A 21,670-nucleotide genomic window follows, 5' to 3' on the forward strand; every position below is an offset into this window, starting at 1 on the left:
CGGGCGCGGCAGCCGGGGCGGCAGCGGCGGCGACAGCGGTATTCGGTGCGGTGCCGGCGGCGGACCTGGCAGGACCCGCGCCGGACGGCGAAACCGGCGAACCGTGCGGAACCGGCGAAGCCGATGCTGCCGAAGCCGATGCCGTCGATGCCGATGCCGCCGCGGCGCCGGCCACACCGGCCATCGCGGAGCCGGACATCCTGCGCGCACCGGCCGTCGCCGGGCCTGCCGGCGTCGGCGCCGACGGCATCGCCGAGGGCCGGAACGCCAGCATCCGCAGCAGCGCCATCGTGAAGCCGGCGTACTCGTCCGGCGCGAGCGCCAGCTCGCTGCGGCCGAGATTGGCGATCTGGTAGAACAGCTGCACTTCCTGCGGATCGAAGGCGGCCGCGAGACGCCGCACCTCGCCGGCCTCGGGCCATTCCTCCTGCACCGACGCCGGCACCGCCTGCGCCAGCGCGATCTTGTGCAGCAGCGAACCGAGGTCCTGCAGCGCGCCGGCGAACGACAGGCTGCGGTCGGCCATGCTGTCGGCCACCGCCAGCATCGCGGCGCCGTCCTCGGCGGCCAGCGCGTCGAGCAGCTGCACCAGGTAGCTCTGGTCGATCGCACCGAGCATGCCGCGCACCGAGGCCTCGGACACCTCGCCCGCGCTGTAGGCGATGGCCTGGTCGGTCAGCGACAGCGCGTCGCGCATCGAGCCGTGCGCGGCCTGCGCGAGCAGCCGCAGCGCATTGCCGTCGTGCGCGATGCCCTCCTCGGCCAGGATGCGGTCGAGGTGGTTGACGATATGGCCGGGCGGCATCTGCTTCAGATTGAACTGCAGGCAGCGCGACAGCACCGTGACGGGGATCTTCTGCGGGTCGGTGGTGGCGAGGATGAACTTGACGTGGCCGGGCGGCTCTTCCAGCGTCTTCAACATCGCGTTGAAGGCGTGGTTGGTCAGCATATGCACTTCGTCGATCATGTAGACCTTGAAGCGTCCGACCGTCGGCGCGTAGACCGCCTTGTCGAGCAGCTGGGCCATCTCGTCGACGCCGCGGTTCGACGCGGCGTCCATCTCGATGTAGTCGACGAAGCGGCCCGAATCGATCTCGGTGCAGGCCTTGCAGACCCCGCAGGGCTGCGCGGTGATGCCGCCGTTGCCGTCAGCCCCCGTGCAATTCAGGGCCTTGGCCAGGATGCGCGACAGCGTGGTCTTGCCGACGCCGCGCGTACCGGTAAACAGGTAGGCGTGATGCAGCCTCTGCTGTTCCAGCGCATGCGTGAGCGCGCGCACCACGTGCTCCTGGCCGACCAGCGTGGTGAAATCCCTGGGGCGCCATTTGCGCGCTAGAACTTGGTAACTCATGGCGGCGATTGTAGCAAATGGCGACCCGCCGGCCGGCGGCCTGTCGCGGGGCCCGGCAAGCGGAACGGGCGCGGGGTCGATCGGGGATTCAGCGGGCCATCAGCCGCACTCGCCGACGTAGCCGCAATTGGCGCATTTGGCGCAGCCATCGACCTTGTGCAGCGCATGCGCACCGCATTCCGGGCATGGCTTGCCGGTGCCGACGCCCGGCGCGCCGACGGGCAGGCCGGCGCCGGGCGCCGCGGCACCCCGCAGCGGCATCGCGTCCTGCGCGAGCCCGGCTTCTCGCTGCGCCAGCCGCTCGCCCAGAGCGGCGACCGGCACCTGTTGCCCCTCCGCATCGAGAAAGCCGCGCTTGATCAGGATGCGCTGCAGCGCGTAGCCGAGCGCCGCCACCTCGGAATCGTGGAAGCGCGGCACCTCGGTGCCGTCCTGCCGCGTCAGCGTGCCATAGCGCACCGTGCCCTTGTCCCACACCACGTTGCGCATGTCGGCCAGCGCCTTGGCGATCGAGCCGCCCGAGCGCGCCACCATCGACAGCAGCCGCATCGTCGAGGTAATCCATTGCTGGCCTTCGCTGCGCTGGCCGGCCGGCATGAAGAACTCGACCGGCCGCTCGATCGTCACGGGCCTGCCGTCGACCACGCCGTTGACGCGCATGAAGTTGACGGTCAGGTAGACGGTCTTGTGGCCCTCGTAGGTCAGGTACTCGACCTTGGACGTCACGCCCTCCAGATCGCCCACCGGCCGGCTCTCGAAGGGCTTGCGCAGCGGATCGTCGCCATTGGCGCCTGTTGCGGCCGCTGCGCCGGCCGTGCCCGCCGTGCCCTGCCCCGCCGCCTCCGCGACCGACAGCACCGCGCCCAGCACGCGATTGGGCCGATAGGTGGCCAGGCCTTTCAGCCCGGCCTTCCACGCCTCCAGATACAGGTTGCGGAAGGCTTCGTACGGATAGTCCTCCGGCACGTTGACGGTCTTGCTGATGCTGGTGTCGATATAGGGCTGCACCGCCTCCAGCATCTTCATATGATCGAGCGCGGACATCTGCAGCGCGGTGACGAAGCTGTCCGGCAGCTGCTCGACATCGCCGCCCAGATGACGGTACAGGCGCCAGGCATGGTCGGCGACCTCGTAGACCTTGTAGCTGTCGTCGCCCATCCGCTTGCGCCGCTGGTAGGTCCACGAGAACGCCGGCTCAATGCCGTTGGAGGCGTTGTCGGCAAAGGCCAGCGTGATGGTGCCGGTCGGCGCGATCGACAGCAGATGCGAATTGCGGATGCCATGCGCGCGGATCGCGGCCCGCACCGGCTCGGGCAGCCGGCTGGCGAAGCCGCTCCGCAGATAGGCGTCGGCATCGAACAGCGGGAAGGCGCCCTTCTCGCGCGCCAGTTCGGTCGAGGCCAGATAGGCGGCATCGCGCAGCGTCTGCGCGATGCGCGCTGCCAGCGCGCGGCCCGCCTCGCTGTCGTAGCGCACGCCCAGCATCACCAGCGCGCTGCCCAGGCCCAGAAAACCGAGGCCGATGCGGCGCTTGGCCATCGCCTCGGCGCGCTGTTCCGGCAGGGGCCAATAGGTGACGTCGAGCACGTTGTCCAGCATCCGCACCGCCACCGCGACCAGCGCGCGGAAGCCGTCGAAGTCGAAGGACGCGGCCTCGCTGAACGGACCGCGCACGAAACGGGTCAGGTCGATCGAACCCAGGTCGCAGCAGCCGTAGGCCGGCAGCGGCTGCTCGGCGCACGGATTGGTGGCCTCGATGCGTTCGCAGTAATGGAGGTTGTTGTCGTCGTTGATGTGCGACAGGAACAGGATGCCCGGCTCGGCGTGATCGTAGGTCGCCTGCATGACCTGATCCCACAGCTGCCGCGCCGGCACGCGCCGGTACACCCACATGCCGTCATCGCGGCGCCAGGCGCCGGCGGCGATCGTCTCGGGCGCCGGCTCGGCGACGTGGACCAGGTCGATCTCGCCATCGTCCTCGACCGCCTGCATGAAGGCATCGTCCACGCCGATCGACAGATTGAAGTTGGTCAGCTCGCCGCGGTCCTTGGCGTGGATGAAAGCCTCGATATCGGGATGATCGGCGCGCAGCACGCCCATCTGCGCGCCGCGCCGCGCGCCGGCCGATTCGACGGTGGCGCACGAGGCATCGAACACCTTCATGAACGAGACCGGGCCCGAGGCGCGCGAATGGGTGCCGCGCACCAGCGCGCCCGAGGGACGGATCGCCGAGAAGTCGTAGCCGACTCCGCCGCCGCGGCGCATGGTCTCGGCGGCCTGCGCCACCGCGGCGTAGATGCCGGGCTTGCCGTCCACGGTCTCGGACACCGCGTCGCCGACCGGCTGCACGAAGCAGTTGATCAGCGTGGCCTCGATGCGCGTGCCCGCCGCGGAATGGATGCGCCCGGCCGGCACGAAGCCGCCTTCGAGCGCGGCAAGAAAACGCTGGGCCCAGCGTTCGCGCTGCGCCTCGGGCTCGGCCTCGGCCAGGGCGCGGCCCACGCGGGCGCGCACATCGGCCGCGCTGCGTTCCTCGCCCTTGGCGTACTTCTCGCGCAGCACCTCGACCGAGATTTCCTGCGGCGGCAGTACGGCCTGCATCATCTGTTCGTTGGCATTCATCGGTCAGCTCACCTATCGCCCTTGTCGGCGCCGTTGGATTCGCACCGTCATTCGCGCCGTCATTTGCGCCGTCATTTTGCCGCTCGCCCCTGCCGCATCCGGCATGCGGATATCGGGTCTCGATGCCACCCCGCCATGCCGTCCCGCGATGCGATCTGGCAATGCCGACGACGGCTTTTCGCGCGACGCACGCACTCTGGGTTACAATGCCGGTCGGACGGGCCTCCTCGCATGGCGGCGCGGTCAACCTGGTCAGGTCGGGAACGAAGCAGCCACAGCCGTTTTCCGCCAGTGCCGAGGGTCAGGCTCGTCCCCCTTCCTTCCTGTCTTTCCTTCCCCTTCTTTTTCCCTGCTGGCCACGGCGGCATGCCGCGACGCCACGATTCCCACCGGGTTCCCACGCTTCTTTGCGACGACTTGCCGAGGGACCGCGCTCGCCCGTAGTTCGCCTATCCCCTCGCCCGTAGCTCACGCGCCATCTTATCGCCGTTTGCCGCTGCCCTGCTGCCGTCAGAACAGCGACGCCTGCCGCGGCGGCGGCGCCGACAGTTGCCCCAACGCGATCCATTCGCCGTCCGCGGTGGCGATGCCCGACTCGATGCGCCGGCCCGGGAACATCGGCCGCAGCGCGGCCTCGTAGCGACGCAACTGCGCCGCGTAGCCGGCGTGCTCCTGCGGCAGCAGGCGCAGCTTGTAGTCGACCACCACCACGCGATCGGCGTATTCGACCAGCCGGTCGATCCGCAGCAGGCGCCCCTGCGCGCCATACAGCTCGACCTCGTTGCGCGCGCCGAGCGCGCCCTCGGCCAGCAACAGCGGCCGCAGCGCGGGCGCGTTCAGCATGGTGCGTACCGCCTGCACGGCGGCCTCGGCCTGCTCGCGCCACTCGGTGCGCGCCTGCGGGCTGCCCGCTCCGGCCAGCGGAAACCAGCGCATCACCGCCTCGGCATCGGGCACGCCGTCGTAGGCGCCGGGATAGCGCGTGATCCGTTCGAGCAGCGCATGCACCAGTTCGCCATGGCGAGCAGCGGCGGCATCGAAGACGATCTCGTCGTCGCGCTCTTCGCCCTCTTCCTCACCCTCGGCACCGATGGCTTCGCGCGGCGCCATGGGCTGCGCATCGCGATAGCGCGCGCGGAAGTCGGTGAAGCGGATCGGCCCTTCCACGCCGCCCGACGCGACACCACGCACGCCGACGTAATCGTCCGGCAGCGGTGGCACCGGCTCGCCGACATCCGCGACCTGCAGGCGCACATACCAGCTGCCGGCGATCTCGCTGCCCGGTTCGCCGTCGCCCGCGCCCTTGCCGTTGCGCTGGATGCCGCTGACGATCAGCCCCTGGCGGGCGCGCGTCATCGCGACATAGAGCAGGTTCCAGTTCTCGCGTTCGGCCAGCGCGGCCTGCTCGTCGAAGCGCGCCGCGCGCGCCAGCCCACGCTCGGACCGCTTGCCGTACGCGGAGAAATGCACCGGCGCCGCGGCCGACGGCGGCCAGTCGATCAGGATGCCGGCGCGATCGGCGGCCGGCTCGCTGTGATTGGCGTCGAGCAGCACCACGAACGGCGCCTCCAGCCCCTTGGCCGCGTGCACGGTCAGGATGCGCACCGCGTCGAGCGTGCCATTGCTGTCGTCGGCGCCCTCGGGCTCGTCGGCCTCGGCTTCCGCCGCATCGCCCATGCCGCCTTCGTCGGGGCTCTCGTCCTCGTCGCCGCGGCGGATCGCCTGCAGCTCGTCGATGAACTTCGGCAGGCTCGGATAGCGGCCGCCGTCGAGATCCAGCGACAGCTTCAGGAACGCGTCGAGATTGGCCAGCACCTGCTCGCGGATTTCCGCGGGAGCGGCCTGCGCATAGCGGCGGCGCACCTCGCCGGTGTGATAGATGTGGTCGATCAGGTCGTGCACCGGCCGATGCGGCGCGATCTCGAGCCAGCCGCGCAGGCGCGCCAGTCCTTCGCGCAAGGCCGCAGACGCGTGCTGCGGAACCTCGCCGGCCGACAGCGTCGGCCACCAGCGGCGGTTGCCTGCCAGCCGCGCGATCGCGATCAGGTCTTCGTCGCAGGCGCCCACCAGCGGGCTCTTCAGCACGTGCGCGAGATCGAGGTCGGACTCGGGCGTCATCAGGAAGGCCAGCAGCGCCGACAGGTCCAGCGCCTCGAGCGTGGCCAGCAGGCCGCCTCGGCGCGGGCTCAGGCAGGGAATGCCGGCCTCGCGGAAGGCGCGCTCGTAGTCGGCCAGATAGGTCTTGCGCCGGACCAGCAGCGTGATGTCGCGCCAGCAGGCCGGACGCTGGCCGTCGCCCTCTTGGACCGGCACGGTCGCGCGCAGATGGCGCAGCCACGCGGCGACGCGGCGGCCCTCCTCGAAGCGCGGCGAATCGCCCAGCGGCGTGCGCGGCTGTGTCAGCGTGTCCCGGGAATCGGGGGCGATGTTGGCGTTGCCGTTGCCGTTGCCGTTGCCATTGCCGTTGCCGTTGCCGTTGGCGTTGCCATTGCCGTTGCCGTTGTCGTCCTCGCCATTGCCGCCATTGCCGTCGCTGCCGCCGTTGCCGTTCGCCGGAACCAGCGGCAGCAGCCACACCGGCCCGCCCTGCTGGTCCAGCGCGGTGGTCTGCGTTTCGTACAGCGGATAGCGTCCTTCCGCGCGCGCCTGGTCGAACACTGCATTGACCCAGCGCAGCACGCTGCCGCTGTTGCGGCGGGTGCGGTTGGTGCGCAGCACCGTCGCGCCGAACTCGCGCTGCAGCATCTGCCGCGCGACGTCGAACAGCCGCGCGTCGGCACGCCGGAAGCGATAGATCGATTGCTTCGGATCGCCCACCAGGAACACCGTCGGCCGTTCCGCCAGATCCTGATAGCCGGCCAGCCAGCCCTGCAGGATGCGCCATTGCAGCGGGTTGGTGTCCTGGAATTCGTCGAGCAGCAGATGGCGATAGCGCGCGTCGAGCCGCACCTGCAGATAGGTCGCGGTCTGCTCGTCGCGCATCAGCCGCGCCGCCAGCCATTCAAGGTCGGCGAAGTCCATCGCGCGCTGCTGGCCCTTGTGCTCCTGATAGCGCGCCAGCAGCGTGTCGCCCAGCAGATAGAGATCGCGATTGAGCGCCAGCACCGCCGCCTCGCAACGGCGCGCGGCGACCTGCCGCAAGGCGTCGCACAGTGCCGCGTGCCTGGCCAGCAGCGCGTCGGCCTCGGCCTCTCCTCCTGCGGCCTTGACCAGCGCCGCGGTGCGCCGCAGCGCGCGGGGCTCGCCCTTGCCGGTGAAGAAGGCCTCCCAGCAGCAGCCGAACGCGTCCTGCGCCGGCTGCCCGCTGAGCGCGCCGGCCTCCGCCCAGGTCCGCATTGCCGCCAGCGCGGCGCCGATGCGATCGGCATGGCCCTGCTCGGTCTTGCCGGCCTGGGACAGCGAAGCCGCCAGCGCCTCGCAGTCGGCGCGCAGCGCCGCGTCGGCCATCGCCTGTGCCAGCACGTCGATGCGCGCGTCGTCGCCCAGATCGTCCGCCAGCCGCTCGGCGGGATCTTCATCGGGCGCGGCCTCGCGCATCGCCCACCATTCGCTGCGCGCGTGGAACATCGCGTCGAGCAGCGCGCGCGCCGAGAATTCGCCGATCGCGTCGACCAGCCTCTCGTAGGCTTCGCGGTACGGCGCCGCCTCGGGCGCGGACAGCCCGCGCCAGAACGGCGCCCACGCCTCGCGCTTCATGCGCAGCGCATCCTCGCGCAGCGCCGCGCCCGGCACGATGCCGGAGGCCAGCGGCGCGCCGCGCAGCAAGGTGCCGAACCAGCCGTGGAAGGTGTCGATGGCGATGCGGCCCGGGCTGGCCAGCACGCGCGCATGCAAGGTGCGGGCACGCGGCAGCGCGGCGCGCGCGGCCTCGGGCGACAGGCCGCGCTGCTCCAGCGCGGCCAGCACGTGCGCGTCGGTGCCGCGGGCCAGTTGCGCCAGCACGTCCAGCAGGCGCTCGCGCATTTCCTCGGCGGCCTTGCGGGTGAAGGTGATGGCGAGGATCTGGCTCGGCTCGGCGCCGGCCAGCAGCAGGCGCAGCAGCCGCGCCACCAGCAGCCAGGTCTTGCCGCTGCCGGCGCAGGCCTCGACCACCACGGAGCGCGCGGGATCGCAGGCGGCGCGCGTGAATTCGGCTTCGCTGACGTCCTGCCCGTCGCGCAGATAGGCGTGCACGGTCATGCCAGCGGTCCTCCTTGCTTGTTGCTCGATGGAGCGGTCGTTGGTTCGGTCGTTGGTTCGGTCGCTTGTTGGCTCGTTGGTTCGTTCGCCTGTTCGTTCGCCTGTTCGTTCGCCTGTTCGTTCGCCTGTTCGCTCATCTGCTCGTGCCCTTGCCGCCCCGGCGGCTCGTCGGCGGTTCGCCCTTCCGGCGAGCCGGACTGCTGTGCGGGCGCGCGCTCGTGCGCGTATCTGGGCGTCGCGGCGACCGCTTCCGGCAGCGCAGTCGACTGCCAATACCCCTTGCGGCACAGCCCGCGCGCATTGCACCAGGTGCACGCCGCGGCGTCGCCGAAGGCCGGCAGCGGCGCGCCCTCGCGCAGGCGCAGCGCGTCGTGCGTCAGCTGCTCGTGCAGCCACGCCACCGCCTCGTCGAAGTCCGGCAGCGAGACCTCGCGGCGGCTGGCCGGCGACGCGCTGCGCGGTTCGTTGCGGCCGTCCTCCAGCGCGATCCAGCTGCCCGCGCGCGCATCGGCGCGCAGCAGGCCGTAGAACGGCAACTGGCAATCTTCCTGCGCGTCGCGCGCCTTGCGCCTCAGGCGCGCGGCGCTCTGCGTCTTGTAGTCGAGCACCGCATGGCGCCCGTCGCGATGGCGGTCGAGCCGGTCGATGCGGCCATGCAGCCGAATCGGCTGGCCGTCGCGCATCGGCAGGTCGGCGCCGGCGTCGAGCTCGCCGGCATGCCAGTACCAGCCTTCGCGCTCGCGCGCGGCCTGCCACGCGACATACGAAGGCAGCACCGCGAGCCAGCGGCGGTAGTAGCCGATCGCATTGCCGTCCTCGGCCATCACGCCGTCGAAGACCTCGCGCGAGACCGCCTGCAGATGGGCGATGCGGGCCGCGTCGTCGCGCACGTCCTGTGCCTGCACGTCGCGGTGATAGCGCAGCAGGATCTGGTGCAGCAGCTCGCCGATATCGCGCTTCTCGAGGTCGTCGCTGACCGTTTCCAGGCCGGCCAGGCCCAGCATGCGGCCGGCGAAGAACTGGTACGGACAGCGGCGCAGCATGTTGTACGACTGCGCGGTCCAGCGCGCGGGGGCCAGCTCCGGTGCCGAGGGCGCGGGCATATTGCGGACCTCTGCTCGGGCCTCGTGCAGCGAAGGCACGACGCTCGCCCCGATCGGCGCGCCGGCGGCTTCGCAATGCACCGCCAATCGTTCGAGCCAGCCCGACACATGCTTCGGCTCGCCGCGGCCACCGAAACGCTGCCAGGTCATCACGACGTCGTCGTTGTTCAGCAGCACCTCGGCCAGGTCGCGCGCCTGCTGCGCGAAGCGCGCCTCGCGGTCCTCGAGGCCGAGCTCGCGCCGCATCTGGTTGGAGAAGAACATCAGCTCGGCGGCGGTCGACGGCAGTTGCGCGTCGTCGCAGCCGACGATCACGACGCCGTCGAAGCGCCGCATGCGCGCGCCGTTCAGCGGCAGGATCGTGATGCGCGCGGCGGCGGGCTCGCTCGGCTCCTTGTAGGCCACCGCTTCGAGCAGCGCGGCCAGCATCGCGCGGAATTCGGCCAGCGTCAGCGTGGCGGTGGCGCCGGCCTCGTCGTCGGGCAGCTCGTCGAGCCGCGCCAGCGCGTCGAGCAGCTGCGCGCCGGCATCGTCGGCGGCCAGCGCCGCGCGCATGTCGAGCGCGTCCAGGGTGGTCTGCAGGCGCTGCAGCCAGAAGCCGACCGGACGCGCATCGTTGCCGCGCGGCCAGGCCTGTGCCTCGCCGGCCATCTGGCGCAGCAGCGCGGCAGCGGCGGCCTGGGCGGCGGCCAGCGCGGCCGCTTCCTCGTCGTCCTGCGGGCCGGTGTCGGCCGTCCACTGCGGCTGCGGCGCCGCCGGAAAGCGCTGCAACAGCCGGCGCCATCCGCCCGTGATGCCATGGCGGCGCACCTGCCGCTCCAGCAGCGCGATCGCGGCGCCGCGTTGCGGCAGCTGAGGCAGACAGAACGGGCTCTTGAGCAGATCGAGCAGCGCCGCGGTATCGCCGTCGCCGACCACCAGGTCGAACCAGCGCATCAGCGCGGCCGCGGCACGCGTGGTCGACAGCTTCCAGCCGGTCTCGTCGCGCACCGGCGCCCCGGCGCGCGCCAGCAGCGCGCGGGCGCGGCGCGCGACCACGCGGTCATGCGCGACCAGCGCCAGTTGCTTGCGGCCCTCGTTGAGCCAGCGCACCAGCTGGTCCGCCGCGGCGGCCGCCTCGTCCTCGAAGCGGGCGCTGCCGATCAGCCGCACGCGCGGGCGGTCGACCGGCAGGCGCGGCGCCGGCAGCGACGGCACCGCGGTGGTATCAGCGGGCAGACGGCATTCGGGCCAGAGCTCGAGCAAGGTGCGATACCAGCTGCCGCGTCCGCCATCCGGAGCGTCGGCGCCATCGTGAGCGCCATCGTTGGCGTGATCGTTGGGGCGACCGTTGGCGCGTCCCTTGGCGCGTCCATTGGCACCATCGAGCGCAAGGTCGATCGCCGCTTCCGCGGGCGCGCCGCGGTGTTCCCGCTCGTCGCTCTCTTGATCCTCGTCGCTCGCCTCGCCTTCGGCCGCCTCGCCGCGCCAGTCGTAGCCGATCTCCAGCACCGGCGCCATCTCCGCCGCGGCGCGCAGGAAGGCCGCCTCGATCGGCGTCGGCGGCGTCGGGCCGAGCCAGACCACCGGGCCGGTCAGTTGCTGGGCGAGCGCCTGCAACGCACGGCGGCGCGCCGGCAGCGGATCGTCAGGCCCGGACAGCGCCTGCCAGAACGCCAGCACGATGCGCGCCTCCTCGCCGAGGAAACGCTCGGACAGATGTGCATAGGTGCGTTGCAGCGCCTCCTGCAACAGGCTGGCGCGGTCCTCGGCGAGCACCGCGTCGTCGTCGCGGATGGCGGCGTCCTCGAGCCATCGCGCCGACAGCTCGTCACAGACGGTCAGCACGGTCTGCGCGAGCCCCCAGGCCGCCGGTTCGGTCTGCGCGCCGAAGGCCCGCCGCAGCCAGTCCTGGCCGCGGATCGCCTGCTGCACCGCGAGCAGGCGCGCGGCGTGGCTGCGCACCTTGTCGCCATGCAGCATCGCCGGCGGAAAGTCGAGCAGCCAATGGCCCAGCGTCAGGATGCGCGGCAGCAGGCGCGGGGTGCCGGACGCGCGCGCGGCGCGGTCCAGCGCCTGGCGCACGCCCGGAATCTGTGCCGCGGTCGGCACCACCAGATGCGCGGCGGACGCGCTCTGGCCGTGCTGCTCGCAGCGGTCGAGGAAATACCAGGCCGCGGCCGCGGCATTGTCGAGAAAGTCGCGGCCGGGGCGGAAACGCAGCGTCGTCATGTAGCGGGGTGGAATGGCAGGGGCGAAGCTGGCGGAAGCAATGGCAATCGTGGGGACATCGGCAAGCGCTCGGCGCGAACCGTGCGGACGCGCCGCATCGGCGCCGCGCGGCCCCGCGCCGGCGTCAGGCGATCGCGCTCGGGATCAGGAGCGCTCGCCTTCGATGCGGGCGCGGATCTCGCGCGCGGTTTCGAGCAGCCCTTCGTAGCCGGAGCGCGCATGCTCGGGCAGGTCCGGATCGCCGACCAGCGTACCGAGCGTTTCGATGATGCTGTAGACGAGGCCCTTGGCCGCGCCCACCGCAATGCTGTTCTCTTCGACCGCGGTACTCAGATGGGCCAGCGCGTCGCCCAGGTGCTCGGCGCCGGCGGGATCGGTCGGCGCGTCGGCATCCGTGTCGGCACTCGCCTCGGGCAACTGCCTGGGATCGCGCACGGGATCGCGTACGGAATCGCGCATCGGGTCGCGGGTCGGATCGCGGGTCGGATCGTCTTCGGGCGTCATGGTGGTGGCCTGATCGATTGGGAGGGGCTGCGCCGGGCCTTGTCCGGCACGTGTTCATTCTACGCGCGCCGTGCCGGCCCACGGCAAGCGCGGCTCAGTCAAGGGCTTACTGAGGGGCTTACCGAGGGGCTCATTGAAGGGCTCACTGGAGGGCGAACGCAAGGCCGAGCGCGAGAGAGAGCGCGAGGGCGAGCGCGGCCGCCGCCGCGCACCGGGAAAACCCGATGCATCAGCGCCCGATGCACAAGCGGGCGATATTGACAAAATCTCTGACGCCGATTGAAAGGCATCATTGGCTTCGCGGCGCCGAGCGCGGCAAAATGGCGCCATCCCTGGTACGAGGCCATGCCGACGGCGCCGGGACCGCACGGTTCGCAGGCATGCGGGCGACGGCGGGACGGTTGAATTCGAGGCCGCCGCCGCCATCTTCGGTATTGCGAATCCGGGCGGCAATCCCGGCAGCCAATCCGGGCAGCATCAACCGGCGCAATATGGCCGGCCCCGACGAGCCGCGAAAAAGTCGTGTAATGTAGCGGTTCGGCATAATCCAGCCTTTTGATATCCCCGAGCGAACCCTGAGGTTTTCCGCCATGAGCGAACAAATCAAGTATGTGAGCGACGCCTCCTTCGACGCCGACGTCCTCCAATCCGACAAGCCCGTGCTGCTCGACTTCTGGGCCGAATGGTGCGGCCCCTGCAAGATGATCGCGCCGATCCTGGACGAAGTCGCCAAGGACTACAGCGACAAGCTGCAGGTGGCCAAGATCAACGTCGACGAGAACCAGCAGGTGCCGGCCAAATTCGGTATCCGCGGCATCCCCACGCTGATCCTGTTCAAGAATGGCCAGGTCGCGGCGCAGAAGGTCGGCGCGCTGTCGAAGTCGCAGCTGACCGCCTTCCTCGACGGCAACCTGTAATTGCCCCGCGCGGCGCCGCGCAACGCGCGCCGCGACAGGCATCGCCGCCCTCCCGGGCGGCCACGATCCGGCTGGCGCCCCGGCTCTGGTGCGCCGGTCGGATTGTGCTAAGATGCCCCCTACAACTTCCCCGAGCGTTCGCTCATTTCTTTCCCCTTCCTTTGCTTCCGCCCGTCCGGGCCCCATCTGTACCCCTCGTCTATGCACCTGACAGAACTCAAATCGCTTCACGTGTCTGCCCTTCTCGAAATGGCCGCGACCCTCGAGATCGACAACGCACAGCGGATGCGCAAACAGGAACTGATGTTTGCGATCCTGAAGAAGCGCGCCAAGATGGGCGAAACCATCTACGGAGACGGCACGCTGGAAGTGTTGCCTGACGGCTTCGGCTTCCTGCGCTCGCCCGAAACGTCGTATCTGGCCAGCACGGACGATATCTATATTTCCCCCTCGCAAATCCGCCGTTTCAATCTGCATACCGGCGATTCGATCGAGGGCGAGGTGCGGACGCCCAAGGATGGCGAGCGCTATTTCGCGCTGGTCAAGGTCGACAAGGTCAACGGGCAGCCGCCCGAAGCGGTCAAGAACCGCATCATGTTCGAGAACCTGACGCCGCTGCATCCGAACCGGCCGCTGACGCTCGAACGCGATATCAAGGCCGAGGAAAACATCACCGGCCGCATCATCGACATGATCGCGCCCATCGGCCGCGGCCAGCGCGCGCTGCTGGTGGCCTCGCCGAAGTCCGGCAAGACCGTGATGCTGCAGCACGTCGCCCACGCGATCGCCAACAACCATCCCGAAGCCGACCTGTTCGTGCTGCTGATCGACGAGCGTCCCGAGGAAGTGACCGAGATGCAGCGCTCGGTGCGCGGCGAGGTGGTGGCGTCGACCTTCGATGAACCGGCGATCCGCCACGTGCAGGTGGCCGAGATGGTGATCGAGAAGGCCAAGCGCCTGGTCGAACTGAAGCGCGACGTGGTGATCCTGCTGGACTCGATCACGCGTCTGGCGCGCGCCTACAACACGGTGGTGCCGGCCTCGGGCAAGGTGCTGACCGGCGGTGTCGACGCCAACGCGCTGCAGCGTCCGAAGCGTTTCTTCGGTGCCGCGCGCAATCTCGAGGAAGGCGGTTCGCTGACCATCATCGCCACCGCGCTGATCGAGACCGGCAGCCGCATGGACGACGTGATCTACGAAGAGTTCAAGGGCACCGGCAACATGGAAGTGCACCTCGAACGCCGGCTGGCCGAGAAGCGCGTCTACCCGTCGATCAACCTGAACAAGTCCGGCACGCGCCGCGAGGAACTGCTGATCAAGCCCGAGATCCTGCAAAAGATCTGGGTGCTGCGCAAGTTCATCTCGGACATGGACGAAGTGCAGGCGATGGAATTCATCCTCGACAAGATGAAGGCGACCAAGAACAACGCCGAATTCTTCGACATGATGCGCCGCGGCGGTTGAGGCCGCCCTCGCCGGGCGCATCGCCCGACTGGCTTGCATCGCTCGATGTCAAGGCGCGCCACGGCGCGCCTTTTTTCCGTCCGCGCCACGCTGCCCGTATTCACACCTCGCCGTATTCAGCCACGCTCCCCGTATTCACCGACTGAACCGATTGCCGCCATGCTCGCCCGCCTCGCCAGACTGCTGCATGCCCGCTCGCGCCAGCGCAAGCTGCGCCGCTACGCGATCGACGACGCGCTGTGGCGGCAGACCGTATCTTCGCTGCCCTTCCTGCAGCGCTACGGCAGCGACGATCTGGCGGCGCTGCGCGAGCTGGCCACGCTGTTCATCGCCGACAAGGAATATTCGACCGCGCACGAGCTGGTGCTGACCGACGAGATGGTGGTCAGCGTCGCGGCGCAGGCCTGCGTGCCGATCCTGCGGCTTGGCCTGGAGTGGTATCGCGGCTGGCACGGCATCGTGCTGTATCCCGGCGAATTCATCATCCGGCGAACCGTCGAGGACGAGATCGGCCTGGTGCATGGCGTGGTCGAGGAGGCCAGCGGCGAGGCATGGGAGCACGGGCCGGTGATCCTGTCCTGGCCCGACGCCAGTCTGCCGGGCGCGGGACTGGACGCCGCCGCGGACCAGCCCGACGACACCTACAACGTGGTGATCCACGAGTTCGCCCACAAGCTGGACATGCTGGATGGCGAGGCCGATGGCGTGCCGCCCTTCTCGCGCGCGCTGCATGCCGGCGTGCAGCGAAGCCAGTGGGGGCAGACATTCGACGCCGAATACCAGCGCTTTGCCGACGCCTGCGACGCGGTGCCCGACGCCGCCTGGGACGAGCCGGACCGCCTGCCGGCGCCGATGCGCGTGATCGATCCCTATGGCGCCGAGACGCCGGGCGAGTTCTTTGCGGTCGCTTCCGAGGCGTTTTTCGTCGAGCCGGCCGGGCTTTCGCGGCATTGGCCGGCGCTGTACGGGCTGTTGAAGACGTTCTACCGGCAGGATCCCGCCTCGATGTGACATATGAGGCATAAAGCAGCACTACGGCGCAACGACGCGCTGCTTGTTGCACCTTGCCCAAGTCCTTGTTTCTCTGCCATAATCCGCGTTTGTCCGTCACCGGCAAGTGGTTCGCTCGCCGCCAGCGATCGCAACAGCAAGCGCAACAGCAATGGCGGCCGCGGACTGGCTACCCAACCTGCAAGGAAACACCATGAAAGAAGGCATTCACCCGAATTACCGCGAAGTCGTGTTCGTCGACGTGTCGTGCGACTTCAGCTTCCTGACCCGCTCAACCATCCAGACCAAGGAAACGATCACCTGGAAGGATGGCAAGGAATACCCGCTGGCCAAGATCGAAGTGTCGTCGGAATCGCACCCGTTCTACACCGGCACCCAGAAGATCATGGACACGGCTGGCCGCGTCGAGAAGTTCCGCCAGAAGTTCGGCAGCAAGCTGGGCAAGGCCGCGAAGTAATCCGGCTGGACCAGAGACGGCGCCGGCAGCGCATCCCGCATGCCTTCTGCCGCCGTCCGATGCGCGCCTTCCTGCAGGAACCGGTGCACATTGTGTTAAAAGAGGCAGCCCAGGCTGCCTCTTTGCTTTTGCAACGCGTCTGGCGCAGCGCGGTCGTCTTTCCCATGCACGCCGTCGACCGCGCCCGCCCAGTCCGGTGCGAGCCCGGCGCCCTGGCCGGCGCTCAAGCCGACGCCAAAACCGACGCCCAAGCCGGCGCCAATCCACGCCGCCCAGTCCGCTGACCGATCGATGAGTCCCGTCAAAGCCTCCCGCGTCCACCTGACCGCCGCCGCCACCGGGGCTCTGCCCCGCGCCCTGCTGCTGGCGATCTGCATCATCTACGGCGCCGTCGGCCTGTTCGGCCGCGACCCGTGGAAGAACGAGGACGCCGCCGGCTTCGGCGTGATGTGGCAGCTGGCCATCGGCGGGCTGCACGACTGGCTGATGCCCAATATCGCCGGCCGGCCCTACGGGCAGGACGGCCCGCTGGTGTTCTGGGTCGGCGCGACGATGATCCGCCTGGCCGGCGGGTGGCTTGGCGCGCCCGATGCCGCGCGGCTCGCCACCGCGCTGTTCTATTTCGCGACCTGCGCCTTCATCTGGTACGCGACCTATCTGCTCGGACGCCGTGCCGAGGTGCAGCCCTTCGCCTTCGCCTTCGGCGGCCAGCCCAATGCGCGCGACTACGGCCGCACGCTGGCCGATGGCGCGCTGCTGATCTTCCTGGCCTGCGTCGGCCTGGCCATGCGCGGGCACGAGACCACGCCGCAGGTCGGCCAGGTCTGCTTCGTCGCGATGAGCCTGTATGGCCTGGTGCGCAGCCTCGACATGCCGACCCAGGGCGCGCTGTGGCTGGGCGCCGGCCTGGGCGCGCTGACGCTGGCCAGCGGGCCGATCCTGCCGCTGGCGCTGTTTGCCGCGATCCTGATCGGCGCGCTGGTCTGCAAGCCGCTGCCACTGCGGCGCGTGCTGACGATCGCCCTGCCGATCGCGCTGGCGATGGTCGCGGCGTGGATGGCGGCGACCTATTTCGGCGCCGCGCATCGCGACGAGGCGGTCGCCTTCATCCGCGAATGGTCGCGCTACGACCGGCGTACCTACAGCTGGCCGAACGGCTTCGCCATCGGCTTCGTCGCCCGCAACTTCTTCCTGTTCTCGTGGCCGGTGTGGCCGATCGCGATCTGGTCCTGGCTGAGCTGGGCCGGCATGCGGCGCGGTCCCCATGTCGCGTTGCCGCTGGCGCTGCTGCTGCCGCTGTTCGTGCTGCTGCTGATGCTGCGCCAGCCCGGCGACGTGCAGTTCATCCTGCTGCTGCCGCCGATGGCGGTGCTGGCGGCCTTCGGCCTGCCGACGCTGACGCGCGCGACCATCAACGCGATCGACTGGTTCGCGCTGCTCTTCTTCACGATCTTCGGCGGCACCGTCTGGTTCATGTGGCTGGCCAAGACGACCGGCTGGCCGCCACGGATCGCCAACAACATCTTCAAGCAGCTGCCCGGCTACCTGCATGTGTTCTCGGCCAGCGCGGTGCTGTTCGCGCTCGCGGCGACCGCGGCCTGGGTGCTGGTGGTGCGCTGGCGGCTGTCGCGCGCGCCCAAGCAGATCTGGCGCCCGGTGGTGATCTCGGCCGCCGGCACCACGCTGATGTGGGTGATGGCGATGACGTTGTGGCTGCCGTCGATCAACTACGGCAAGACCTACCGCGACGTGGCCGAGGCCGCCTCGATGGCGCTGCCGACCACCTACGAGTGCGTGCAGCCGATCCGCATGGGCGACGCGCAGCTGGCCTCGTTCGCGTTCTTCGGGCATTTCCGCTTCGGCGGCCCGGAGGACGGCTGCGACGTGCTGCTGCGGCACGACCCGGTCGACTACGGCGAGCCGTCCAGCATCTCGCGCTTCGAATGGCGGCTGATCTGGGAAGGCCGCCGCCCCTCGGACCGCGATGAACGCTTCCGCATGTACCAGCTGATCGAAAAGCCGCCCGCCCCGCCGCCGCGCAAGAGCACGCGCCGGCTGCCGCGGCAGCCTTGATCGGCGGTCGCGGCCAGCGCCGGGCAGCCGGCGCTTCCTTGCCTGCCAGCCCTGCCTGCCCTTGCTCCGCCCCTCCCGGCGCCCTCGCGCACCTGTCCTGCCATCGCCCGGCCCGCGCCCTCGAACGACCATGACCCTGACCCAGGACCTTCGCCGCATCGCCGCGCTGGCCGGCCCCGTGCTGGTGGGCCAGCTGGCCGTGATCGCCTTCAGCGTGATCGACACCATCATGGCAGGCCGCGCCTCGGCCACCGACCTGGCCGCGGTCGGGCTGGGCGGCTCGATCTACGTGACGGTCTACATCAGCCTGATGGGGGTGCTGCAGGCGCTGGCGCCGATCGCCGGCCAGCTCTATGGCGCCGGCCGCCACGCCGAGATCGGCGTCGAGGTGCGCCAGGCCGCGTGGCTCGGGCTGGCCTTGGCTGTGCCGGGCATGCTGCTGCTCAGCTTCCCGGGCCCGCTGCTGGCGTTCGCCAAGGCGCCGCCCGAACTGGTCGACAAGGCCACCGCCTACCTGCATCTGCAGGCGTTCGGCCTGCCCGCCGCGCTGGGCTTTCGCATCTATTCGGCGCTGAACAATGCGCTGTCGCGGCCGATCATGGTGACGCTGCTGCAATTGCTGGGGCTGGCGGTCAAGATACCGCTCAACGCGTGGTTCATCCATGGCGGGCTGGGCCTGGCGCCGATGGGCGGGCCGGGCTGCGCGCTGGCGTCGACGCTGATCAGCTGGATGTGGTGCCTGTCCGGCGCGCTGATCCTGCGCCATGGCGGCGCCTATCGCCCGCTGGGCATCTTCGCCGCGTGGAGCTGGCCGATGCGTTCGCATCTGTGGGCGCTGCTGCGGCTGGGCGTGCCGATGGGGCTGACCTATTTGATCGAGATCACCTCGTTCACGCTGATGTCGGTCTTCATCACGCGGCTGGGCACGGTGACGCTGGCCGGCCACCAGATCATCGCCAACCTCGGCGCGGTGGCCTATATGCTGCCGCTGTCGCTGGGCATTGCCACCTCGACGCTGGTGGCGCAGGCGGTCGGCGCGCGCGACCGGGCCGGCGCGCGTCGCGTCGGCTGGCGCGGCATCCGCCTGGCGGCGGCACTGGCGCTGGCGGTCGGGGCAACGCTATGGCTGCTGCGCGCGCCGGTGCTGCGGGCCTATGCCAGCGATGCGGCGGTGGTACAGGCCGCGCTGCCGCTGGTGACTTTCGTCGCGCTTTATCAGGCCTTCGACGCCGTGCAGGTGACCACGGCCTTCGTGCTGCGCGCCTACAAGATTGCGCTGGTGCCGACCGTGATCTATGCGGTGTCGCTGTGGGGAATCGGCCTGGGCGGCGGCTATGTGCTGGGTTTCGGGCTGATCGACGGGATGCCGGCGTTCACGCACGGCGCCGCCGGTTTCTGGCTGGCCAACAGCCTGAGCCTGGCGATTGCCGGGGCGCTGCTGGTGTTCTATTTCATTCGGATCAGCGAGGAGCGCAGCTGAGGGGATTGAGACCAGAGGTCGAACCCACGGCACTCGCGGCGCTCCGCCCTTCCGCCCGGACGAATCGGGCGGCAAAATCCCGCGCCAAAAAGGAAAACCAAAAAGAAAAACCCGCATGGCGTTAACCATGCGGGTTCAGTTTTGGCGGAGTGGACGGGACTCGAACCCGCGACCCCCGGCGTGACAGGCCGGTATTCTAACCGACTGAACTACCACTCCTTAGTCGGCTTATCGATATTGCCGCACCGAGGTGCAGGCTTTACCAATAATCTGGACGTTTGATTACGCCCATTATCTGGCGTCCCCTAGGGGATTCGAACCCCTGTACTCACCGTGAAAGGGTGATGTCCTAGGCCTCTAGACGAAGGGGACAGAAACCTGTTTTTCAACACGTTCCGTCTTGTTTCGCGCATCGCGGCGAGCCGCTTTGCGGAAACGGATAACACCGTGCTGCTGATGTTACCGCTGGAATTTTGGTGGAGCTAAGCGGGATCGAACCGCTGACCTCTTGCATGCCATGCAAGCGCTCTCCCAGCTGAGCTATAGCCCCATAAGTACTGCTGCCGCCGTTATTGCCACCGGCGTTTCGCCCTTCGTTTCCAGATTATCCTTCGTTTTACCGAAGCGATTATCTTGTCGTTTCCAGCGAAGCCAAGATTATATAACAGCCTTGCTTTTTTGCAAGCCCCTATTTCACTTTTTTACTGCTTCGGTTTGTCGTCGATATCGCTTCGGATATTCGCCGCCGTTACCGCCGCGGTACTGCCGTGATGCCCGCTTGGTGTTGAACCGCGCTGCAGGGAGAAAGAGATTATGCGCAAGTCGCGGCAAAAGCGCAAGCCCCTGCCGCAACTTTTTTTGCTGAATCAGGCACCCACACCGGCCTGCAGCCGGCGCAGCACCGTTTCGCGGCCGATCAGTTCCAGCACCGCGTCGATGCTCGGCGTCTGCAGCTGGCCGACCACCAGCAACCGCACCGGCATCGCCAGCTTCGGCATCTTCAGGCCGAACTCGGCCAGCACCGCCTTGAACTCGGCGGAGATCGCCTCGCGACGCCATTCGGCCAGGCCAGCAAGGCGCTCGGCCAGCGCGCGCACGGCCGGCACGATCTCGGCGGTCAGGTGCTCTGCCTTCAGCGCCGGATCGGGCTGCGGCTCGCCGCGATAGAACAGCAGCGCGGTCTGCGCGACCTCCTTGAGCGTATTGGCGCGATCCTTGACCAGCGCGACCACGCCGACCAGGTCGGCGCCTTCCACCTTGCCACCCAGCTGCTCGATGAAGGGTCGGGTCAGCTCGGCCAGCCGCTCGTTGTCGCCGACCTTGATGTAGTGGTTGTTCAGCCAGGCCAGCTTCTCGGGGTTGTACTGCGCCGGCGACTTGCCGAGGTGTTCGAGGTCGAACCACTCCACGAACTGATCGCGCGAGAAGATTTCGGCGTCGCCATGCGCCCAGCCCAGCCGCGCCAGATAGTTCAGCACCGCCTCGGGCAGATAGCCTTCGTCGCGATAGGCGGTCACCGCCATCGCGCCATGGCGCTTGCTCATCTTCTCGCCGTGCTCGTTCAGCACGGTCGGCAGGTGCGCGTAGACCGGCGGCGTGCCGCCCAGCGCGCGGATGATGTTGATCTGGCGCGGCGTGTTGTTGACGTGGTCGTCGCCGCGGATCACATGGGTGATCTTCATGTCGAGGTCGTCGATGACCACGCAAAAGTTGTAGGTCGGCGTGCCGTCTGGCCGGGCGATCACCAGGTCGTCGAGCTCGTCGTTCGAGATCTCGATGCGGCCCTTGACCGCGTCGTCCCACACCACGCTGCCGCCGATCGGATTCCTGAAGCGGACCACCGGATCGACGCCGGCCGGCGGCGTCGGCAGGACCTTGCCCGGCTCGGGCCGCCAGAAGCCGTTGTAGCGCGGCTTCTCGCCGCGCGCGCGTTGCTCCTCGCGCAGCGCGTCCAGCTCCTCGGTACTCATATAGCAGTGGTAGGCCAGGCCCGCGTCGAGCATCTGCCGGACCACCTCGCGGTAGCGGTCCATCCGCTGCATCTGGTAGAACGGGCCCTCGTCGATGTCCAGGCCCAGCCACTCCATGCTTTCGAGGATCACGTCGACCGCTTCCTGCGACGAGCGTTCGACGTCGGTGTCCTCGATGCGCAGGATGAAATCGCCCTTCATGCGACGGGCGAAGGCCCACGGATACAGCGCGGAGCGGATATTGCCCAGGTGGATGAAGCCGGTCGGGCTCGGGGCGAAGCGGGTGCGGACGCGTGTGGTCATAGACGGGAAACAGGGGGAATACCGC

The 21,670-nt window shown here is 69.1% G+C and carries 13 protein-coding genes, 3 tRNA genes and 1 other RNA gene; 7 read left to right on the top strand and 10 right to left on the bottom strand.

Annotation, left to right across the window (positions count from 1 at the left end; translation table 11 throughout):
• Both F1599_RS07185 and F1599_RS07190 read right to left on the bottom strand, forming a co-directional pair.
• Positions 1-1,351, bottom strand: a 1,351-nt coding sequence (locus F1599_RS07185) for a DNA polymerase III subunit gamma/tau (RefSeq protein WP_150082638.1), incomplete at its 3' end; no start/stop codon positions are given.
• Positions 1,352-1,450: 99 nt separating this feature from the next.
• Positions 1,451-3,973, bottom strand: a complete 2,523-nt coding sequence (locus tag F1599_RS07190) for an adenosylcobalamin-dependent ribonucleoside-diphosphate reductase (RefSeq protein WP_150082639.1) — start codon at positions 3,971-3,973, stop codon at positions 1,451-1,453.
• 216 nt (positions 3,974-4,189) lie between these two features.
• Between F1599_RS07190 and ffs the strand changes: the two genes are divergently transcribed.
• An RNA gene (gene ffs / locus F1599_RS07195) (signal recognition particle sRNA small type) lies at positions 4,190-4,288 on the top strand.
• Between the two features lie 195 nt (positions 4,289-4,483).
• Here ffs and F1599_RS07200 read toward each other — a convergent pair.
• From F1599_RS07200 to F1599_RS07215, 4 genes are all read right to left on the bottom strand, one after another.
• Complete coding sequence (locus F1599_RS07200) at positions 4,484-8,152, bottom strand: UvrD-helicase domain-containing protein (RefSeq protein WP_150082640.1); 3,669 nt, start codon at positions 8,150-8,152, stop codon at positions 4,484-4,486.
• Complete coding sequence (locus F1599_RS07205; RefSeq protein ID WP_223819521.1) at positions 8,149-11,466, bottom strand: PD-(D/E)XK nuclease family protein; 3,318 nt, start codon at positions 11,464-11,466, stop codon at positions 8,149-8,151. Before F1599_RS07205 ends, F1599_RS07200 begins: the two co-directional genes overlap by 4 nt.
• 144 nt (positions 11,467-11,610) lie before the next feature.
• A complete protein-coding gene (locus F1599_RS07210; RefSeq protein ID WP_370639541.1) occupies positions 11,611-11,925 on the bottom strand; it encodes a hypothetical protein in 315 nt (104 codons plus the stop codon).
• Positions 11,926-12,259: 334 nt separating this feature from the next.
• Positions 12,260-12,562 carry a hypothetical protein gene (locus F1599_RS07215; RefSeq protein WP_150082641.1) on the bottom strand — a complete coding sequence of 101 codons (303 nt, stop codon included), beginning with the start codon at positions 12,560-12,562 and terminating at the stop codon, positions 12,260-12,262.
• On the opposite strand from F1599_RS07215, the gene trxA reads away from it, so the two are divergent.
• The 6 genes from trxA (at position 12,561) to F1599_RS07245 (ending at position 19,372) form a co-directional block, all read left to right on the top strand.
• The gene (gene trxA, locus F1599_RS07220) at positions 12,561-12,887 is read left to right on the top strand and encodes a thioredoxin TrxA (protein WP_006578220.1); all 327 of its coding nucleotides are present in this window, start codon (positions 12,561-12,563) and stop codon (positions 12,885-12,887) included. The genes F1599_RS07215 and trxA overlap by 2 nt on opposite strands.
• A gap of 201 nt (positions 12,888-13,088) precedes the next feature.
• Positions 13,089-14,351, top strand: coding sequence for a transcription termination factor Rho (gene rho / locus F1599_RS07225; protein WP_006578219.1), 1,263 nt, complete (start codon positions 13,089-13,091; stop codon positions 14,349-14,351).
• A gap of 159 nt (positions 14,352-14,510) precedes the next feature.
• A complete protein-coding gene (locus F1599_RS07230) occupies positions 14,511-15,362 on the top strand; it encodes a M90 family metallopeptidase (protein WP_150082642.1) in 852 nt (283 codons plus the stop codon).
• 193 nt (positions 15,363-15,555) lie between these two features.
• Positions 15,556-15,819 carry a type B 50S ribosomal protein L31 gene (locus F1599_RS07235; protein WP_149319853.1) on the top strand — a complete coding sequence of 88 codons (264 nt, stop codon included), beginning with the start codon at positions 15,556-15,558 and terminating at the stop codon, positions 15,817-15,819.
• Between the two features lie 291 nt (positions 15,820-16,110).
• Positions 16,111-17,892, top strand: a complete 1,782-nt coding sequence (locus F1599_RS07240; RefSeq protein ID WP_150082643.1) for an ArnT family glycosyltransferase — start codon at positions 16,111-16,113, stop codon at positions 17,890-17,892.
• 130 nt (positions 17,893-18,022) lie between these two features.
• Complete coding sequence (locus tag F1599_RS07245) at positions 18,023-19,372, top strand: MATE family efflux transporter (protein ID WP_150082644.1); 1,350 nt, start codon at positions 18,023-18,025, stop codon at positions 19,370-19,372.
• 142 nt (positions 19,373-19,514) lie between these two features.
• On the opposite strand, the gene F1599_RS07250 is transcribed toward F1599_RS07245, so the two are convergent.
• From F1599_RS07250 to gltX, 4 genes are all read right to left on the bottom strand, one after another.
• A tRNA-Asp gene (locus F1599_RS07250) sits at positions 19,515-19,591 on the bottom strand.
• Between the two features lie 77 nt (positions 19,592-19,668).
• Positions 19,669-19,744 (bottom strand) — tRNA-Glu (locus F1599_RS07255).
• 102 nt (positions 19,745-19,846) lie between these two features.
• Positions 19,847-19,922: transfer RNA gene (locus F1599_RS07260), tRNA-Ala, on the bottom strand.
• A gap of 316 nt (positions 19,923-20,238) precedes the next feature.
• Positions 20,239-21,645, bottom strand: a complete 1,407-nt coding sequence (gltX, locus tag F1599_RS07265) for a glutamate--tRNA ligase (RefSeq protein ID WP_150082645.1) — start codon at positions 21,643-21,645, stop codon at positions 20,239-20,241.
• Positions 21,646-21,670 lie beyond the last annotated feature (25 nt).

This window comes from Cupriavidus cauae (assembly GCF_008632125.1).
Lineage (GTDB): Bacteria > Pseudomonadota > Gammaproteobacteria > Burkholderiales > Burkholderiaceae > Cupriavidus > Cupriavidus cauae.

Bases quoted from the DNA above. Each gene is read 5' to 3' on its own strand.
- F1599_RS07190 (WP_150082639.1), bottom strand. From the start codon at position 3,973: ATGAATGCCAACGAACAGATGATGCAGGCCGTACTGCCGCCGCAGGAA.
- F1599_RS07200 (WP_150082640.1), bottom strand. From the start codon at position 8,152: ATGACCGTGCACGCCTATCTGCGCGACGGGCAGGACGTCAGCGAAGCC.
- F1599_RS07205 (WP_223819521.1), bottom strand. From the start codon at position 11,466: ATGACGACGCTGCGTTTCCGCCCCGGCCGCGACTTTCTCGACAATGCC.
- F1599_RS07210 (WP_370639541.1), bottom strand. From the start codon at position 11,925: ATGCGCGATTCCGTACGCGATCCCGTGCGCGATCCCAGGCAGTTGCCC.
- trxA (WP_006578220.1), top strand. From the start codon at position 12,561: ATGAGCGAACAAATCAAGTATGTGAGCGACGCCTCCTTCGACGCCGAC.
- F1599_RS07215 (WP_150082641.1), bottom strand. From the start codon at position 12,562: ATGGCGGAAAACCTCAGGGTTCGCTCGGGGATATCAAAAGGCTGGATT.
- rho (WP_006578219.1), top strand. From the start codon at position 13,089: ATGCACCTGACAGAACTCAAATCGCTTCACGTGTCTGCCCTTCTCGAA.
- F1599_RS07230 (WP_150082642.1), top strand. From the start codon at position 14,511: ATGCTCGCCCGCCTCGCCAGACTGCTGCATGCCCGCTCGCGCCAGCGC.
- F1599_RS07235 (WP_149319853.1), top strand. From the start codon at position 15,556: ATGAAAGAAGGCATTCACCCGAATTACCGCGAAGTCGTGTTCGTCGAC.
- F1599_RS07240 (WP_150082643.1), top strand. From the start codon at position 16,111: ATGAGTCCCGTCAAAGCCTCCCGCGTCCACCTGACCGCCGCCGCCACC.
- F1599_RS07245 (WP_150082644.1), top strand. From the start codon at position 18,023: ATGACCCTGACCCAGGACCTTCGCCGCATCGCCGCGCTGGCCGGCCCC.
- gltX (WP_150082645.1), bottom strand. From the start codon at position 21,645: ATGACCACACGCGTCCGCACCCGCTTCGCCCCGAGCCCGACCGGCTTC.